Here is an 18824-nt window from a genome sequence, read left to right on the forward strand (position 1 = left end):
GCGGGAATCCAGGAGAGGGAATTACTGGTGTAAGTTTCTAATGCGTTTGCCCTGATTGTAAACCGCTGTTTTTTCTGTAACGATAAAGTTAGAATACACTGTCTGATGGAAGCATTGACAGGCCGCCTTATTTGTGGTATTGTAGAGGTATGGAGGGCACGGCAATGGCTAAACTGACAGAAGACGAGAGAGACATAATTTTAGTATCCATCAATGAAACCGTAAAGAGCCTTGATAAGCGATTAACGAATCTTGATAAGCGTGTAACGAATATAGATAACCGAGTAACGAATATAGAGGGGGAGCTTACTGATATTAAGCATGAGCTGGCGACAAAGCCCGACCGTGACGAAGTCCGCTTTATGCTCAAACAAGAGATAGAGCCTATCAGGAAAGAACTCGCAACGAAGCCGGACAGAGACGAAGTGCGCCGGATTGTTACTGAAGAGGTGGAAACAGCGCTGTCTGGTTACCGGTTTGTGAAGGTTAAATAAAAGTGGTTTCGATGATAATAATAATTTAAAATCAAAAGAAGAATATTTACAATGGAACCCTAAACAGTCATACAATACTACAAAGGTCTGGTGTCTAAACACTTTCTCAACTATTTTCCCCACAATCTTGTCGGATAAGTTAAAATATACTGCCAATGGAAGACACAAAAGTTGCCTATATTCAGTGCGCCTCAGGGGTAAGCGGGGATATGCTCGTCGGGGCGGTCATTGACGCCGGTGTGCCGCTTGAGTATCTCAGGGAGAGGCTCTCCGTTGTGTTAAAACAGAAAGATGGGGGCGAGATAACCTCAAAGACGGTGTATAAGAACGGCTTCAGGGCGCTTAAGTTTGACGTGAATCCCTCTGTGAGCCATCAACACAATGGGCACAGGAACTGGAAGGACATAGTGGAGATTATTGACGCCGCGGGGTTTGACGATGATATAAAGGCGAAGGGCCTTAAAATATTTCGCAGTATATTCGAGGCCGAGGCCATAGCACATGGACAGCCTTTTGAACATACACATCTCCACGAGCTCGGCGCGGTAGATTGTCTGGCAGACGTGTTCGGATTTTTATCAGGTATTAAGTACCTTGGGATAGAGAAAATTTGTGTCTCGCCCATAAACGTTGGCGGGGGCAGCGTAAAAACCGTACACGGGACGCTTCCCGTGCCGGCCCCGGCAACCGCATATCTGCTGCGCGGGATGCCTGTTTACTCAAGCGGGGTGGAGTTTGAGCTGACAACGCCCACCGGTGCCGCCATTATAAAGGAAATGTCTGCCGACTTTGGCGCGTTTCCCGATATGATTGTTGACACCATAGGCACAGGGGCGGGAGGGCGTGACATCGCCTCAGCGCCAAATATTTTGAGGATTTTTATCGGCAGGGCAGGGCGGCAGACCTCCTCAGACGAGAACGCCTTTATTATTGAGACAAACATAGACGACATGTCCCCGCAGTTATACGGTGGCGTCATGGAAAAACTATTTCGGGCCGGTGCTCTTGACGTGTATATAACCCCTGTCATAATGAAAAAGTGCCGCCCGGCGGCCCTGCTTACCGTGATAACCGGGGAGGACAAGATAGAGCCGTTGTCCCAGATAATATTTGAAGAGACTACCACAATCGGGTTGAGATACTACCGCGTATCGCGTGAGACGCTTCAAAGGACTATCCACCCCGTAAACACGAAATATGGAGAAATAAGGATAAAAACAGCCGTAAGAAACGGCAAGTGCCTCAACGTGTCGGCCGAATATGAGGACTGTAAAAAAGCTGCGGCGGAGTTCTCTGTCCCTGTAAGAAGGGTAATTGAAGAGGCGCTAAGGCAGGCAAATGATTCCTGATTTTATAAGAAGCCGTAAAAAAACCGCCATATGGGCGGCAACAGTCATAGTTGCCGTCTTGTCAATCTTCTCATATAACTATCTTACGAAAAAACCCCCGTACGAGATAATAGAAACGGCAAGGGCCTCGTACTCCGATTTGGAGAATATCGTTGTAGAGACCGGAATAATCAAGCCCCAGGTCGGCGCTATGATTAAAATCGGGGCAAGGGCAACGGGGGAAATCCTCCAGATGCTCGTTGCGGTTGGCGACCCCGTGAAGAAAAATCAGTTGATCGCAAAAATTGATGATAGGGACGTTATGAAAGACCTTGAAGAGCTTCGCATCTCCCTCAGTAAGGCGCAGAGCAACCTGAATAAGATTGTCGTCACCTATCCTCAGAAGATAAAGGAGGCAGAGCAGGACCTTATCTCAAAACGGGCAAAAGTAAAAATCACCGCCCTTGACATGCAGAGAAAAGAGACCCTGCTGCAAAAGGGCTACCTTGCCCAAAACGACTTCGACAAGGCCACAGCCGATTACGAACAGGCAGAGGCCGATGTGAAAAAAAACGAAGAGACCGTCAGCCGCCAGAAAAATGAACTCCTTGATGACCGCAAGATGCAGGAGGACGAGATTGCCTCAATCAAATCAAACATAGAGAAGACCCAAATAAGGCTCTCCTATACGAATATCGTATCGCCAATTGAAGGTGTCGTCTCAGAGATACAGGGGCAGGCCGGAGAAACAGTCGTAACCGGCCTTCAGGTTGCCAATCTCGTTACCGTTATGATTCCCGACAAACTTGAGATGTGGATATACGTGGACGAAAGCGACATAGGGACAATCAAAAAAGGGCTTGATGTCCTCTACACAGTAGATACATATCCTGATAAGGTTTATAAGGGTCTCATAAGCAGAATTGACCCACATCCGTTTGTCAAGGACAACATCGTTTACTATCAGGCAATAGTAAACATCTCCCCCGAAGACGCCAGGACGGTCAGGCCGGAGATGACCACGCACGTGCGCGTTATAACGCAGAAAAAGGGACATGTCCTCTGCGTACCAAACGGTGCCGTTAAATTTGAAAACGGCAAACACACCATCTATAAGATACTGCCGGGCGGCAAGGTCGAAAAAACGATTGTAAAGGTCGGCATCAAAGGCGAGGATAAGACAGAGATACTTTCCGGCCTTGCCGAAGGAGATGAGGTAGCCGTTAAACTCGTTATAAATATACAGCCCCCCGACAAGGCGGCAAAGGCCGGGGACGCCGGAGGGAAACACAAATAACGGCGCTTTGTGAGCTTCAGGCTATACACAAGCAGTTTATCGCAGGCGATGTGACCGTTGAGGCCCTCAGGGGCGTGAACCTTACGGTAAACAGGGGGGATTTCACGGCCATCATGGGCACCTCCGGCTCAGGCAAGACAACCCTGATGAACATCATAGGATGTCTTGACACTCCCACCTCCGGCACATATATCCTCAATGGCAGGGATGTCTCCGCCATGAGCGACGACGAACTCTCCGTCGTCAGAAACGAGACCGTTGGCTTTGTGTTTCAGAATTTCTTTCTCCTTCACTACGCCACAGTCATTGAAAATGTACTCCTGCCAACCCTGTATATGGACGCCCCGCAAGATGGCCCCAAAAATAAAGTAAGGGACAAGGCGATGGAGATTCTCCGCACAGTGGGACTTGAGGACAGGGCACACTTCAAGCCGCGCCAGCTCTCCGGTGGGCAGCAGCAGCGCACCGCCATTGCCCGCGCCCTTATTAACGACCCTGATTTAATCATATGCGACGAACCCACCGGCCAGCTTGACACCAGGACAGCCGCTGAAATTATGACAATCCTCAGCACGCTCAACAACAAGGGAACGACCATAATCATCGTCACACACGACCCAAACATTGCCGCATACGCGGGCAATACAACTCACATAAAAGACGGCCTGATAGACGGCGACTTCAACCGGCGGTTATAACGGCGTGAACAGGTTTATTAATAACATAAGAAGTGCCCTCTACGCGGTGTGGTCGTTTAAGCTGCGCACCGCGTTCTGTCTTTTCAGCGTATCGCTGGGGATAGCCTCAATAACGGTAATAGTGGCCTCTGTGGAGGGGGCGTATAAGAAGGCGTATGATTTCGTGGAGAAATTCGGCCCTGAGACGGTGCTCGTTTTTGGCGGGTCTGAGGAGCAGCGCGCAACCGGCGAAAAAATGAAGGCGTTGACACTCAGCGACATACAGGCCATCGGGGAGGCATTCCCAACGGCAATCCTCGTCGTTCCAATAGCTATGAGGGGCAGCGTTGCCATATCATACAGAGACGTAAAGTCTCAGACACTTATCATAGGCTCCACAGAGGACTACGCCATGAGCTGGGCATGGCCGATAGAGGAAGGCTCTGATTTATCGCGCGAAGACGCGGCCAGCGGGAAAAGCGTATGCCTTATAGGCAGCCAGGTCGCCGCGACACTATTTAAAGACACATCCCCGATAGGCAAGACCATCCTTATAAACACAAAAATCCCCTGCAACGTCACGGGCGTACTGGCAGACAGGAGCGCCTCTCAGTTGGGGATGAATCTCAACGACAGAGTTATCATACCCATAGGCGTGATGATGAAAAAACTGATGAACGATACCAAATACATAAGCGCGATAAAGATAAAATACCAGCAGGGACGCCCCCTGAACCACTGGATGGCAGAGCTGAGGTTATTTCTTAGGGACCGGCACCAGCTCAAAGAGGGCCAGAGCGACGATTTCACCATTGTAAGCCCTGAGGAGATAATAAGGTTCCTTGCTGCCCTTACGGGGTCGCTTGTGGTGTCGCTTGGCATTTCGGGCATAGTGTCGCTTGTAGTGTCGGGGTTTGTGCTGGCCAATCTTTTTTTGCTGTCAGTAAAGGAGCGGACACGCGAGATTGGGATAAGGCGGGCGGTTGGCGCTAAGAAACGGGATATCTTTAACCAATTCATAATGGAATCCTCGTTAATAACATCGGCCGGGGGGGGGCTGGGTTTTATAATGGGCTATGGGGCGTCTAAGTTGCTGCCCCTGATTGCCGACTTTCCTATGTACTTTTCATGGAAGTCCTTTGCTATTGGATTTGCGATGTCAGTGGCAACGGGGCTGGTGTTTGGAGTTGCACCGGCAAGAAGCGCCGCAAATCTATTGCCGATAGAGGCGATAAAGTGACGGCGGCAGGAAGATTTTTTCCAAAGAACATTTATCTCAATTTAGCGATTGCGGTAAAGTCGCTGGGCAGCTTTAAACTCAGGACTTTCCTTGCCATAGCGGGGGTTGTACTGGGAACCCTGTCTTTGATAACTGTGGCAAACACATCGCGTTCGATGGAATTAAAGACGATAAATGACCTTGAGAGATTCGGGAAGAATCTCCTGACTGTAAAAAGCGGCCTCACGCGTGGGCACGGCAGCCCAACCGACCTCACAGCGAGCTTAAAGCTGACGCCTGACGATGCCAGGGCGATAAAAGAATCCCTGCCGGAGGTGAAAACCGTGGCACCGGCGGCAACTAAGACATTCCCGATAAAATATAAGAATACCACAGTAACCGGTACAATGATGATGGGCATACCGATGGAGTTTTTTAAATTAAAGAAAATCCCCGTGGGGCAAGGCAGACTATTCACAGAAAAAGATGCGATGGCAAAAGTGGCTATCATAGGCTCAAAGGCGGCCGGGAAATTATTTAAGGGTGAGGCCCCCATAGGGAAAACCATATTCGTAAACCAGGCCGCATTGGAAGTGATTGAAGTGCTTGAGCCGATGGCGGTTGATCTTTCGGAGATAAACGAAGACAACATAGTCTATGTGCCGTTGAGCACATTTATGAAGAGACTGACAAACACGCCAACAATCAATCTCATATACGTGGAGGCGGCCTCAGAAGTGGCGGCAGGCCAATTAAAAGGAGAAATAGAGGCGCTGCTCCGGCAGCGGCATAATATAAAAAAAGGGGAACGGGATGACTTCACAGTCACCGACCTGAAGGATATAAACTCTATGCAAACCAAGACTATGAAGATAGTGGTTACGCTAGGGATGATAACCTCGGCCATATCGTTTACGATAAGTTCAATAGGAATACTATCTGTAATGATACTGATGGTGGATGAGAGGAAGGTGGAAATAGGGATAAGACGTGTTGTAGGGGCAAGGAAGCGAGACATAGCGCTGCAGTTTTTAACGGAGGCGTCTTTTATATCGCTCATTGGCGCGGCCGCGGGGCTGATAGCGGGCATAGCGCTGACCCTTGCCATATCGTCCATAGCGAAAATACCCTTTGCGGTATCACCGGCCGGGGTGGTAGTATCGTTTGTGGCATCAATTGTGACGGGGATAGCCTCAGGCATATACCCGTCAATAAAGGCGATGGCAATTCAACCTGTAAATATATTAAGAAGTTGAATAAAACCGTAATATTTCAGTGGGGGTTGAATTATTCGTGTAAAAATGTTAATACTATCAGGACAACATTAATTTGATAGGGGGATATATAATGGACGGGGACAATATACTTGTCATAGACGACGATAGTAATAACATGCGGCAGATAAGCGAAATCCTCCGAAACGAGGGTTATGCGGTATATAGTGCAACGACAAAGCTGGAAGCCCTTGAGACTGCGCTGGCGGTACGGCCCTCACTGGTGCTGGTAAAGTCTATGTTAATTGATTCAAGCGGCTATGAGGTGATAAGAGACCTGCGAAGTGAAGAGTCATTAAAAGGCCTGCCGTTTATTATGCTCTCGGAGATAGAAAAAAAATATGACGACAGATATAGGACAATATATAAAATAGTGGACACGATAAAGCTCCCCGTAGATAAAGACGATCTGCTTCAAAAGGTAAGCGAACACATAGAGTGGTCTGCCCCTGATGATGAGCAGCCGTCGGACAGTGAAGATTATGCCGTTGAGGATGAGCAACATGAGAATATCAGATTTGACCTGATTGAAAAGGCAAATGGGCATTCAGACGAGCCACACCATGAGCAGCCCGAAGGCCCATCAGACGCTTATCAAGCCGACAGCCCTGAACCTCCGCCCCATACGCATAGTGACACTGATTATGACGACCACGAAGATTCCTTCGTAGAACCGGTAGGAGAGGAGACTACTGTAATGGAATCAGATGAGGATGAGATACTCAATGTTCTGAAAGAAAATCGTGCTAAAAGAAAGAAACTATTCGCAATAACGACCCTTGCCGTATTTGCAATCTTATTGGCAGTGGTATATCTGTTTTTCTTGCGCGCCACCAAACCAAGTCCCGATATGATGGCCAAGTCAAAACAGGTGGCTAAGAAAGCACCCGCATCCATGCCACCGCTGGCGTCTAACTTGCTGCCAAAACCGCAGCCAGCGCCGGTAAGCAGCCCCGCTGCCCCAGCGGTAACTCCAGTTGCCCCCGCGCCAACACCTGAAGCTGCGCCTGTAAAACCAACCCAGTTCACGCCAACGCCTGAACCGGTCGCAACTCCCGCGCCAACGCCAATAGCACAGACTCAAAAGCCAGCACCGCCCAGGGACATTGTCCCCGCGCAGGAAAAAAAGCAACCCATTGTTGAGCCGCCCACAAGGCCAGTCGAAAAACCTGTCGCAGAGCCAGTCGCAAAGATAACACCAAAGGCCGAACCTCCCGCAACCGCCCCAAAGGGGAAACTCAGTACCGCCAGCAATAAAAAGGGCAGGACTGCTAAGAAAGGAAGACTCCTGACCGCCAAGCGCGGGGACAACGCCCCTGCATCAGGAGCATATGCCGTACAGCTTGGTTCGTTCAAAGACATGGCAAACGCGAAAAAACTCACTGAAACCCTGCGCAGAGAGGGCTATGGCGCCAGCATAATGACCGTAAAAGACCCACATGGCACCGCGCTTTACAAGGTACTGGCAGGGAGGTACAAAAATAAGGCGGACGCTATGGCAACTATGAAAAAACTCAGAGATACTAAAAGAATGGATGTCATTCTTCGTAAGTCCTGATCAGGCGTTATTGCGGTTTGCCCAGCCGCCACTTTGCCCTGTCCAGCAGCGGCACACCCCTGAATTGGTCTATCAGCGCCCAAGGGCGAAAGCCTGTTGGGAGTTTAGGTTCGACAACTCCGGCATTGTGCGCTAAAGAGGACCTATGTGTCTTTTTCTTAGTGGCAAAGACGACGGTATTATTTGAACCTTGGCAATCCAACGTTGATACACTTGCAAAGGCCCCGTGAATGAGCCTGAGATTATTTTTGAATAACGCCTTATTGCCGGTTATTATGTTCACCGCCGCCACACCCCTGTCTGTAAGGCAGCGCGATACATCCGCGTAAAACGCCTCTGAATAGATTGACTCCGCAAGCTGTGCCCCCGTGTAGGCATCTACGATTACAACGTCGTAAAGCTCAGTTGATTCCCTGACGAAGCCAGCGCCGTCGCCGATGAAGAGCCTCATGCGGGGGGATGGCCTGAATGGGAAATAATTCTCTGCAATTGCGGCAATCACTGCGTCTATTTCTACAATATCTATGACTGCGCCCTCTGCCGCCCCAGACAGGGCGGTGGGAATCGTCCCCCCTCCAAGCCCGATTACCAACACACGCTGCGGCTCAGGGACGAAAAGAAGGACGCACAAGATATTCCTCGCGTACTCAAGCATTGGCAAAAGAGGGTTGTCAAGGTCAGCCTCGCTTTGCTTTGTCTTAAGAGGACACCACAGGGTGACAACACCACCTCGCCTTGTGACCATCAAGCTGTTCATATCCCGCTTCAGATAATATAAGACTTCCCGTTTAGTCATATGTCTGCCTGATAATACTATGCCAATTGATGTGGTTGCGTCAAATTTTTTTCGCCACGGTAAATTTGTTCTCCATCATAAGTAAGCGGTAATTGCTTGGATTGTTGTCATCATTGTCCCTTTCCGTCATTCCGGCTTGTCCAGAATCGTCCCTTAAATGGTTGTTTCAAGATGATTTTGCCTATGCTGAGGTATAAGGACAGATTCCGGACAAGCCGGAATGACAAAATGAAGCCGGAATGACGGACTAAGAAAAGGACAGGCCAGAAATCGTTGCAACTTCCAATGAAAACTTGTTTTATCCGTCAGAACAAATTTACCGTGTATTTTTCGCGCTGGCCGATGTCTCAAAAAAAATCTTAAATTTTTATTTCATAAATTAAATCATTGTTGTATAATAGGCGCATGTTTGAATTTAACAGGATAAAGAGGCTGCCGCCCTATGTCTTTGCGATTGTGAACAACCTTAAAATGGAGGCGAGGCGGCGCGGTGAGGATATCATTGACCTGGGGATGGGCAATCCCGACATGCCCACGCCAAAGCACATCGTTGAGAAGCTGCGCGAAGCGGCAAAAAATCCCAAAAACCATATGTATTCGGCTTCCCGCGGGATTACACAGCTCAGAATGGCCATCTGCGAGTGGTACGACAGGCGCTATGGCGTCAGTTTGAACCCTGACGAAAACGCCGTTGTCACAATAGGCTGCAAAGAGGGGTTTAGCCATCTGATACTTGCCATGATAGAGCCGCAGGACGTTGCCCTTACGCCAACGCCTGCGTATCCGATTCACCCCTACAGCGTAATAATCGCGGGCGGGCAGGTGAGAAATATCCCTATCGGCCCCGGCATAAATTTCTTTGAGGAGATGGAAAAGGCGTATAAAAACACATGGCCGAGGCCAAAGGTACTGATAATCAACTTCCCTCACAATCCCACGACTGAGGTGGTGGATTTGGATTTTTTCCAGAAGGTGGTGGACTTTGCAAAGGAAAACGACCTCATGGTAATTCATGACCTCGCCTATGCCGACCTTGTGTATGATGATTATAAGGCACCGAGTTTTCTACAGGCAAAGGGGGCGCTTGACGTAGGGGTTGAGTTTTTCTCGATGTCAAAGAGCTACTCGATGGCCGGATGGCGAGTGGGTTATTGCTGCGGCAACCGCGAAATAGTCGGTGCGCTGACGAAAATAAAAAGCTATCTTGATTACGGCATGTTCCAACCCATTCAAATAGCGGCCATTGTTGCCCTCAGGGGGCCTCAGGACGCCGTAGAGGATATTCGCAGGATACATGAGGTCAGGAGGGACATTCTCATTGACGGTCTCAACCGCGCCGGATGGCATGTGCCAGCCCCTAAGGCGACCATGTTTGTGTGGGCTGAAATTCCTGATGAGTTCAAGCCTCTCGGCTCTCTGGAGTTTTGTAAGCTCCTGATAAGAGAGGCCAAGGTGGCCGTCTCACCGGGCATAGGTTTCGGAGACAGCGGCGACGGCTATGTGAGGTTTGCCATCGTGGAAAATGAGCACAGGATAAAACAGGCGTTGAAAGGCATCAAAAGGCTGCTGGCAAAGTGAGTAAGGCAGTAAATGTCGGTATCATAGGGTTCGGCACGGTAGGAAGCGGCACGGCGAGGATAATCCTTCAAAACGGCGCGCTGATAGAAAGGCGCACAGGTATCAAAATCAAACTAAAATGGATTGCCGACCTTGACATAGAACGTGACCGCGGGGTTCAAATCCCACAGGGCGTGTTGACAACTGACGCATATGACATTATCAATGACCCCGCTGTTGATGTTGTAGTTGAACTTATTGGCGGCATCCAACCGGCAAAGAAATTCATGCTTGAGGCACTCAAAAAAGGTAAGCACATCGTCACGGCCAACAAGGCACTGCTTGCAACGCATGGTACTGAGATATTCGCCGGGGCGGAGGCCCAGCACAAAAGCGTAGGGTTTGAGGCGGCCGTAGCCGGTGGTATCCCCATCATAAAGGTGATGCGCGAGGGCCTTGCGGCAAACAACATCCTGTCTATCTATGGAATAATAAACGGTACATCTAATTATATTTTAACGCGCATGACAAAAGAGGGCGCGCCGTTTGATATGGTACTAAAAGACGCCCAGCGCCTCGGCTACGCGGAGGCCGACCCCACGTTCGATATTGAGGGCATAGACACTGCCCACAAGCTGACGCTATTGGCGTCGCTTTCATATGGCATCCCCCTCTCTTTCGACAAGGTTTATAAAGAAGGCATAACCGCGATAACCCCTGAGGACATAGCCTATGCCTCAGAGCTTGGCTATAAGATAAAGCTGCTTGCGATAGCAAAGGTGGTGAACTCCGAAATAGAGCTTCGCGTTCATCCTACGATGTTGCCGGAGGACTATCTGATATCTAAGGTGGACGACGTATTAAACGCCGTTTATGTAGTGGGAGACGCCGTTGGTGAGACGATGTACTACGGGCGTGGCGCCGGGGATATGCCTACGGGCAGTGCCGTGGTGAGCGACATAATAGACATTGCCGACAGGGGCGAAGGGCGTTGCTGCCCATTTTTAAACGCCGACGGCAGTGGTTATAAAATAAAGGACATCTCAGACATTGAGACGATGTATTATTTCAGATTTACCGTCATGGACAGGCCGGGCGTGTTGTCAAAGATTTCCGGCGTATTAGGGGAGCACAATATCAGCATATCAGCCGTCATACAAAAAGAAAGAAGAGCGGACGAGGCCGTCCCACTGGTAGTCCTGACCCACAGGGCAAAAGAGCGGGACATCATAAACGCCGTAAAAGAGATAGATACACTACCGGCAGTTGCCGCTAAGACAAGATTCATTCGAGTAGAAGGCAAGGAATACAATTAGCAGCATAGGAGTCAGCCATCATGGATGAGATAATCCCCGACAAGAGGATAGACATAAGGGGGCTGAAATGCCCATATACGTTTGTAAGGTCAAAGCTGACGCTTGAATCAATGAACGTTGGCGAGGTGCTGGAGATACTACTAAATTATCCCGACGCGGCGGTCAGCATACCGAAATCCATGCAGGACCACGGCCAGAGGGTACTCTCCGTAGACAAAATAAACGATACCGAGTGGGTTATAGTGATAAGGAAAGAGAGGGATTAACGCCGCCGTGGACTTTACCGATGACCAGATGGTGCGCTACAGTCGGCATATCATATTGCCGGAGGTAGGGGGCAAGGGACAGGCTAAAATCGCCGCGGCGAAGGTGTTTTTGATAGGGGCGGGGGGGCTGGGCTGCCCTATTAGTTATTATCTGACTGCCGCCGGGGTTGGCAGGATTGCCATAGTTGATGATGACGTAGTGGATTTGAGCAACCTCCAGCGCCAAATACTACACAGCACAAAGACCATAGGCCGCCCTAAGGTGGAATCCGCAAAGTCCGTCCTTAATGACTTAAACCCTGACGTGGAAATCGTTGCGATAAAAGAGCGCCTGACGCCTGAGAACATCCTCGGCTTCATAAAGGACTACGACATAGTGATAGATGGCAGCGACAATTTCCCTACCAGATACCTTGTAAATGATGCCTGTGTGTTGGCGGGCAAACCGTTGTCAAGCGGTGCGGTATTGAGATTTGAGGGGCAGGTGACGACGATAGTCCCGGGTGAGGGGCACTGTTACCGATGCCTGTTTGAGGAGATGCCACCTGAGGGGCTTGTACCGTCATGTCAGGAGGGCGGGGTGCTTGGGGTGCTGCCGGGCATAATAGGCACATTACAGGCGATGGAAGTCCTAAAACTAATCCTCGGCAAGGGTGACGTCCTAAAGAACACACTACTGATATACGACGCCCTAAAAACAACATTCAGAAAGGTAAAAGTCCCAAAAAACCCCGACTGCCCTGTCTGCGGCACAAACCCGACGATAACGAAACTAGGCAGCTATGAGGCAAACTACTGCAGGGCGTAAGGCAGCGTCCTATTTAAGAAATCTTAGCCAGACTTCAGTACCGACTTGATTATGTCCCTATCCATACCGGCATTCGTCATCATTGACAGGTCATGCCATTGCCCTCTACTTTATGTACTATAATTTTGCAAGGATTCACAAGACCTTACGTGTAACTCCGGCAATGGAAGCGGGAATATCTAATCATGTATGGACTATTGAGGAAATCATAGGATTGCTGCTATAATGAAGCGTATATGGAAGTACAGGAAAATAAAAAGAAATTATTGAATATTGAACATGAGCGTCTTTGTGAGTGTAAAAAAACTAATATTAATTGCCTTACTGCCAAAGAATGGCTAAAAAACCAGATAGGAGTCTGGCAGTTTACATATGAGAAACGTGATGTTAGAGATAAAAGTACACATCCGGCCACATTCCCAATTTCTCTTTGTAGAAAGGTAATAGAACTATTTACCCACGCAGGTGAACTTGTTATAGACCCATTCGTAGGAAGTGGGACAACGCTTGTGGCGGCAAGAGACACCAATAGAAACGCCGTAGGGTTCGATTTGCAGTCAAACTACATAGAACTTTGCAATGCCCGCCTTTCTAATGGGCATCTTCTTAATCGGTCAAAACAGATACCTGTTCAAGATGATGCAAGGAATATCTATGAATATTTTGCAGAAGAAACGATATCTCTTGTATGGACTTCCCCACCATACGCCAACCTTTTGAACCGACAAAGAAAAAATAAGTCAAGACGAGATAGAAAAAACGAACAACTTAATAAAGTAGAGCAATATTCTCAGGACATCAGAGATTTGGGGACAATGTCATTAGAAGATTATTCATTAGTTATGGGTGATATTTTTGAATCACTGTTACCGCTCTTAAAACCGAAGGCTCATTGTGTTATCAACGTTCCTGATATGTGGTGGGAAAACGAAAGGATTACCATACACATATCTTTGGTAGAGGAGCTAAGACGCAGAGGATATGAACTTAGGAATATTATTATATGGGATAGGACAAACATTGTAAATAAAATTGGTATTTTTGGCTGGCCAAGCAACTATATCACTATGGGGGTAACCTTTGAGTACCTTCTGGATTTCTGGAGACCACCAAAATGAGATTATATTCCAAAGCAGAGATGATTTCCTCTATGAAGCAGATTATTGATACAGGTTGGCATAGGAGTGTTAAGAAAACAGTTGATAAACGAAACGATGGGGCAGTTGGGAACACACTCGAAATACTACTTGGTATTAAGGAAAACAATCTGCCTATCGCGAATTCTCATGAATGGGAACTTAAAGGGCAGAGAAAGCACACATCGTCTCTTATAACTTTAAAACATATAGAACCGTCACCGACAGGTGCTAAAATTGTTTCAACTGTTCTCTTGCCTAAGTATGGCTGGAAGCATAAAGAGGCTGGCAGGAAATATTCTGAAGAAGAAATGTCATTCCGCTCTACTACGAGCGCAACTTCATATACAAAGAGAGGATTTAAGGTAATAGTTGATAGGATACAACGAAAACTTATTTTTGATTTTAATTCGTCTATGGTTGAAATAGCAGATGCTGATGTGTCCTTATGGTATGAAAGTGTTAAAGAACGAATAGGGACTGGGAAAATAAACCCTGAGCCTTACTGGGGCTTTGATGACCTGAAATATGCCATCGGGTCTAAACTTATGAATTGTTTTTATGTCATAGCTGACGCAAAAATAGAAGACGGACATGAGTATTTTAAATATGAAAAACTACTTATCTTGTCAAGTTTTTCTTTCGATAAGTTTGTTGATTGTGTGGAGCAAGGGCACTTGTACATTGATTTTGACGCAAGAACGGGGCACAATCATGGGACTAAGTTTCGGCTTACACAAGACAAACTGCCTGAGCTTTATGATTCAGCTACTTATGTGTCGTAATATTTCAAACTGACCATCTACACCCAGTTCACCGTCTTTGACAAAATCGCTTAGAATCTGCTACACTCCCAACCGTATGGTGCGTTGTGTGGCAATTTATAATTTAGTTTGGGGAGGGTTAAAGTGGCGAAGATAGACGCGTTTTTTAAATTGATGAACGAACAAGGCGCCTCAGATCTCCACATGGTTGCAGGGTCGCAGCCTATTTTGCGTATTCGCGGCGAGATGGAACGAGTAAAGTACAAGGAGCTTGACAACGACGAACTCAAGTCCATGCTCTACGAAATCGCCCCCGAAGAGAAAATAAAGGTTTACGAGGAAACGGGAGATATTGACTTTGCGTACGAGGTGCCGGGACTTGGTCGCTACAGGGCTAACTTCTTTCAACAGAAATGGGGCGTGGGGTCTGTCTTCAGGCTCATCCCCAGTAAGATTGCCACGGTCGAGGAACTCAACATACCCTTGGTCTGCAAGAGGTTTGCCACACTGCAAAAAGGCCTCGTCCTTGTTACCGGACCAACCGGAAGCGGTAAATCAACAACCCTCGCGGCAATAATAGACTACGCGAATAAGGTGCGTAAAGACCACATTCTCACAATCGAAGACCCAATAGAATTTGTCCATAAAAGTCAGAGCTGCATAGTCAACCATCGTGAGGTTGGCCTTCATACAAAGTCCTTCGGGGCCGCCCTCAGAGGGGCGCTTCGTGAAGACCCTGACATAATACTCGTTGGAGAAATGAGAGACCTTGAGACGATTCAACTGGCCCTTGAGGCTGCCTCAACCGGTCACCTCGTCTTTGGAACCCTCCACACGCAAAGCGCCACAAAGACCGTTGACAGGGTGGTGGATGTGTTTCCCGCAAACCAGCAGGCACAGATACGCACCACATTATCAGAGGCCCTAAAGGGGGTCGTTGCACAAAATCTCTTTAGAAGGATTGACAAAAAGGGCAGAATAGCCGTCCTTGAAATCCTCATTATCACCTATGCCGCGGCCAACCTGATAAGGGAGGCCAAGACCCCGCAGCTTGCCTCTGTAATGCAGACAGGAAAAAAGCTCGGGATGCAGACCCTTGACGACGCTATTTTGGATTTGCTGCAAAAGGGCTGGGTATCGCCAGAGGAATCATACGAAAAGGCAATAGATAAGAAGCGGTTTATCCCATTTCTCAAGGAACCGCCTCCTGATTTTTAGACATATTTATTGAATTACGTGGTTGAGGAGACGAAACTATGACAAAAAACGATATTGACTCAATACTGTCCACAATGCTTGAGAGCGCCGCCAACGTGTCCGACCTGAACCTTACGGTTGGAAAACCGCCGCAAGTAGAGGCAGCCGGGCAGCTCTTACCCGTTGAGTTCGACGATCAGTCTCTGAAATCGCTGACGCCTTTTCAGACTGAGGTCTTTGCCCTGCATCTTATCCACTCAGACAGGAGATTAGTTGAAAATCTGATAAGGCAAGGCTCCTGCGACCTGTCATATTCCCTGCCCGGCAAGGCCAGGTTCAGGGTAAATATCTTCTCGCAGCGCGGCACATACTCCATCGTTCTAAGAAAACTTGAGACCCGCATCCCCACCCTTGCCGACCTGAGAGTGCCAAAGGTCCTCGGCCTGATTGCCGAAGAGAAAAACGGCCTCGTCCTCGTCACGGGAGCAACCGGAAGCGGTAAGTCATCTACGCTTGCCGCCGTCTTAAACCTCATCAACGAGCAAAAGGCCGTCCATGTGCTGACGCTTGAGGACCCTGTGGAGTACATGCACCCGCATAAGAAATCCACGTTTAACCAGAGGGAGATGGGAGTGGATTTCGATTCATTTGCAAACGGGCTGAGGGCAGCCCTAAGACAGGCGCCCAAGGTCATCCTCGTTGGTGAAATGAGAGACCGCGAGACTGTGGAAATTGGTATTACGGCAGCCGAGACAGGCCATCTTGTCCTTGCCACCCTGCACACAATTGACTCCGGACAGACGGTTAACAGAATCATCGGTATGTTTGATAAGGATGAGGAGGTGCTGCTTCGCCATCGCCTCGCAGACACTGTCAGATGGATAGTGAGCCAGAGGCTTATGCCCAAGGTTGGAGGCGGCAGGGTTGCCGCAATTGAGATATTAAAGACAAATCTTCGGGTGAAGGACACAATAACAAATGGCGAAGGTGAGGGAAAGACCTTTTACGAGATAATAGACGCCGGTGAGACCTATGGTATGCAGACATTTGACAAGTCCATAATAAACCTCTACAAGGCGGGGCTGATAAATGAAGAGACGGCGCTTGCCTACTCCTCAAGAAAGGCCATCGTAGGCAGAGGACTGGATATGGTAAAAAGCTCCAAGGGCGAAAAGACCACAGACATTGAAGGCCTGAGCATAGATAAAGATTATGCCAGAAAGGCCAAAAAATAACAGACTATGAACAGGAGGCCGGGAAATGCCAGCCATTACACCCATCTCAGAGGAAAATAGGGCCGCACTGGTCTGCGACGACAACGTGGAAAGAGCAGAGGCGGCAGAGGGCGCGTTAGAAGACCTTGCCTATAAGGTTCAAAGAGCCGGGTCACCCGAAGACGTGTCAGACAAGCTAAAGTATGACCAGTATGATGTAGTATATGTCCATGACAGTTTCGGCGGTGGAAACTCCGAAAATAACGAAGTCCTCGAAATTATCCAATCTATGCCAATATCGGCCAGAAGAAAGACATTTGTTGCCCTCGCGGGGACAAAATACACTACGCTTGACCATATGGCGGCCTTCGCGGAGAGTGTCAATATCGTAATAAACGAAGCCGACATGCCGGAGATGAAGGCAATTCTAAAGAAATCTATCCCGACTAACTACCTGTTTTATAAGGTATATAACGAGATTCTTCGCGAATCCGGCAAGGCATAGCCGTTCTTCAAAGGTGTTAACATAATATGCCAGACAAGCGCCGCGCCGCGGGGCAGGACAACAGGCCGCGCCACGGGGGGAACATCTATGGCCTCGCCGCCGAACTGGGGATTGCCCATCGAAAGGTGCTGGATTTCAGTGCGTCGGTAAACCCACTGGGCATATCCAAAAAGGTGAAGGCCGAAATCAGAAAGGCCCTGAAATACCTGCCAGCGTATCCCGACCCCGAATGCACCGCGCTGCGCCGCCAATTATCGAAAAAAACCGGCGTCCCCGATAAAAATATAATGTGCGGCAATGGCAGCACCGAGCTTATTTATCTTATCGCGCGGGCTATTAAACCAGTAAGGGCGCTTATCGCAGTGCCGACATTCTCAGAATACGAAAGGGCGCTGTCTGTAAACGGCGTGAAAGAAATAACATTGTTTCCAATAGAAGAAAGAGACAACTTCGAGCTGAACATTGAAGGCTTTATCAGGGGAATGAGAGACGCCGACATTGCATTTCTCTGTAATCCCAACTCCCCAACCGGAGGCGTCCTAAGCAGAGACGCCGTGCTGTCCATCGTAGAGCACGCCGGGCAGTGTAACTGCTATTTAGTGGTTGATGAGGCATTTGTGGATTTCGCGGCGCAGGAGAGTATCACCAGTGAGGTGAGCAATTATCCCGGCCTTATGGTGCTGCGGTCTCTGACAAAGTTCTACGCACTGAGTGGCCTGAGGCTTGGGGCCATGTTCTTTCACGATGATGTCTCCACTGCCCTTGCCGCCAACAAAGAGCCATGGTCGGTGAACTCACTGTCACAGAGGGCTGGAGTTGCCGCCCTTTGTGACAAGGCCTACGAGACAGAAACCTTTAAATACCTGAGAAGGGAAAAGGCCTACATAGAGAAAATGCTGCGAAGGCATGAGATTAGTTTCTACCCGTCTAAAATAAATTTCTATCTGACAAGAGACGAAAGGGCGCCGGTTCTCTACGAAGAGTTAAGAAAACGGGGGATTGTCCTAAGAGACTGCTCAAACTTCAACGGCCTGAATGACAATTATCTGAGGATAGCCGTAAAGAGCCACAGAGAAAACGCCCTGCTTTTTAAAAATATTGCATCAATTCTGAGAAAAAATAATCATGTAATACCAAAGTAGAAATGTCCCAAAGAGGACATGGTGATGGGGATTAGAAGAGGTTGCATGTGATGTCAATGGTGGAGAACAAATTTACCGTGCTCTGTACCGGTTAACGCTTGATTTTGACGGGTCAGTTTTATCTACCAATGAACGCTTAAAATGATTGAAGGAGGCTCTATAATGGAAGACGATTTTGAATTGATATCGAAGCCAAAGAATTTTACTTTCGATGAGCTTGTAGTTCTTTGTAAGCGTCAAGAAAACCCCATCTTTACAGTGGGGGTAGCAGATGTC

Annotated in this window: 18 protein-coding genes and 1 pseudogene; 18 read left to right on the plus strand and 1 reads right to left on the minus strand. The window is 48.4% G+C overall.

The genetic code is table 11. The features are described from left to right. Positions 1–164 precede the first annotated feature (164 nt). From AB7D94_RS10275 to AB7D94_RS10305, 7 genes are all read left to right on the plus strand, one after another. Positions 165–494 (plus strand): hypothetical protein, encoded by a 330-nt coding sequence (locus tag AB7D94_RS10275; RefSeq protein ID WP_420265757.1) that lies wholly within the window; start codon positions 165–167, stop codon positions 492–494. A gap of 155 nt (positions 495–649) precedes the next feature. After that, complete coding sequence (gene larC, locus AB7D94_RS10280) at positions 650–1843, plus strand: nickel pincer cofactor biosynthesis protein LarC (RefSeq protein WP_420265758.1); 1194 nt, start codon at positions 650–652, stop codon at positions 1841–1843. Continuing rightward, the gene (locus AB7D94_RS10285; protein ID WP_420265760.1) at positions 1833–3119 is read left to right on the plus strand and encodes an efflux RND transporter periplasmic adaptor subunit; all 1287 of its coding nucleotides are present in this window, start codon (positions 1833–1835) and stop codon (positions 3117–3119) included. Before larC ends, AB7D94_RS10285 begins: the two co-directional genes overlap by 11 nt. 50 nt (positions 3120–3169) lie before the next feature. Further along, positions 3170–3817: an ABC transporter ATP-binding protein gene (locus AB7D94_RS10290; protein WP_420265761.1), complete on the plus strand. Its 648-nt coding sequence runs from the start codon at positions 3170–3172 to the stop codon at positions 3815–3817. Between the two features lie 4 nt (positions 3818–3821). After that, positions 3822–5036 (plus strand): ABC transporter permease, encoded by a 1215-nt coding sequence (locus AB7D94_RS10295; RefSeq protein ID WP_420265763.1) that lies wholly within the window; start codon positions 3822–3824, stop codon positions 5034–5036. Further along, a complete protein-coding gene (locus AB7D94_RS10300) occupies positions 5033–6271 on the plus strand; it encodes an ABC transporter permease (RefSeq protein WP_420265765.1) in 1239 nt (412 codons plus the stop codon). The genes AB7D94_RS10295 and AB7D94_RS10300 overlap by 4 nt, the downstream gene beginning before the upstream one ends. Positions 6272–6362: 91 nt before the next feature. After that, a complete protein-coding gene (locus tag AB7D94_RS10305; protein ID WP_420265766.1) occupies positions 6363–7847 on the plus strand; it encodes an SPOR domain-containing protein in 1485 nt (494 codons plus the stop codon). A 7-nt stretch (positions 7848–7854) separates the two neighbouring features. Here the strand turns inward: AB7D94_RS10305 and AB7D94_RS10310 are convergent, their stop codons facing one another. Then, positions 7855–8643 (minus strand): spermidine synthase, encoded by a 789-nt coding sequence (locus AB7D94_RS10310; RefSeq protein WP_420265768.1) that lies wholly within the window; start codon positions 8641–8643, stop codon positions 7855–7857. 405 nt (positions 8644–9048) lie between these two features. Here AB7D94_RS10310 and AB7D94_RS10315 point away from each other — a divergent pair, with 405 nt between their 5' ends. The 11 genes and pseudogenes from AB7D94_RS10315 (at position 9049) to cobD (ending at position 18548) form a co-directional block, all read left to right on the plus strand. Next, entirely contained in the window at positions 9049–10221 is a 1173-nt protein-coding gene (locus AB7D94_RS10315) for an aminotransferase class I/II-fold pyridoxal phosphate-dependent enzyme (RefSeq protein ID WP_420265769.1), read from the plus strand. Then, positions 10218–11516, plus strand: coding sequence for a homoserine dehydrogenase (locus AB7D94_RS10320; protein WP_420265771.1), 1299 nt, complete (start codon positions 10218–10220; stop codon positions 11514–11516). Before AB7D94_RS10315 ends, AB7D94_RS10320 begins: the two co-directional genes overlap by 4 nt. Positions 11517–11536: 20 nt before the next feature. Continuing rightward, entirely contained in the window at positions 11537–11782 is a 246-nt protein-coding gene (locus tag AB7D94_RS10325; RefSeq protein ID WP_420265772.1) for a sulfurtransferase TusA family protein, read from the plus strand. A 7-nt stretch (positions 11783–11789) separates the two neighbouring features. After that, on the plus strand, positions 11790–12590 hold the full coding sequence (locus tag AB7D94_RS10330) for a HesA/MoeB/ThiF family protein (RefSeq protein ID WP_420265773.1): 801 nt from the start codon (positions 11790–11792) through the stop codon (positions 12588–12590). A gap of 94 nt (positions 12591–12684) precedes the next feature. Beyond that, positions 12685–12816, plus strand: a pseudogene (locus tag AB7D94_RS10335) (IS1 family transposase); the annotation flags it as partial. A gap of 10 nt (positions 12817–12826) precedes the next feature. Beyond that, a complete protein-coding gene (locus AB7D94_RS10340) occupies positions 12827–13708 on the plus strand; it encodes a DNA methyltransferase (protein WP_420265774.1) in 882 nt (293 codons plus the stop codon). A 32-nt stretch (positions 13709–13740) separates the two neighbouring features. Beyond that, positions 13741–14511, plus strand: a complete 771-nt coding sequence (locus tag AB7D94_RS10345; RefSeq protein WP_420265775.1) for an MvaI/BcnI family restriction endonuclease — start codon at positions 13741–13743, stop codon at positions 14509–14511. A 123-nt stretch (positions 14512–14634) separates the two neighbouring features. Further along, positions 14635–15708 (plus strand): type IV pilus twitching motility protein PilT, encoded by a 1074-nt coding sequence (locus AB7D94_RS10350; protein ID WP_420265776.1) that lies wholly within the window; start codon positions 14635–14637, stop codon positions 15706–15708. A gap of 38 nt (positions 15709–15746) precedes the next feature. Continuing rightward, positions 15747–16922: a type IV pilus twitching motility protein PilT gene (locus tag AB7D94_RS10355; RefSeq protein ID WP_420265777.1), complete on the plus strand. Its 1176-nt coding sequence runs from the start codon at positions 15747–15749 to the stop codon at positions 16920–16922. 25 nt (positions 16923–16947) lie between these two features. After that, complete coding sequence (locus AB7D94_RS10360) at positions 16948–17406, plus strand: hypothetical protein (RefSeq protein WP_420265778.1); 459 nt, start codon at positions 16948–16950, stop codon at positions 17404–17406. Positions 17407–17432: 26 nt separating this feature from the next. Beyond that, the gene (gene cobD / locus AB7D94_RS10365) at positions 17433–18548 is read left to right on the plus strand and encodes a threonine-phosphate decarboxylase CobD (protein ID WP_420265779.1); all 1116 of its coding nucleotides are present in this window, start codon (positions 17433–17435) and stop codon (positions 18546–18548) included. Positions 18549–18824 lie beyond the last annotated feature (276 nt).

This window comes from Candidatus Magnetominusculus dajiuhuensis, assembly GCF_046044395.1.
GTDB classification, from domain to species: Bacteria; Nitrospirota; Thermodesulfovibrionia; order Thermodesulfovibrionales; family Magnetobacteriaceae; genus Magnetominusculus; species Magnetominusculus dajiuhuensis.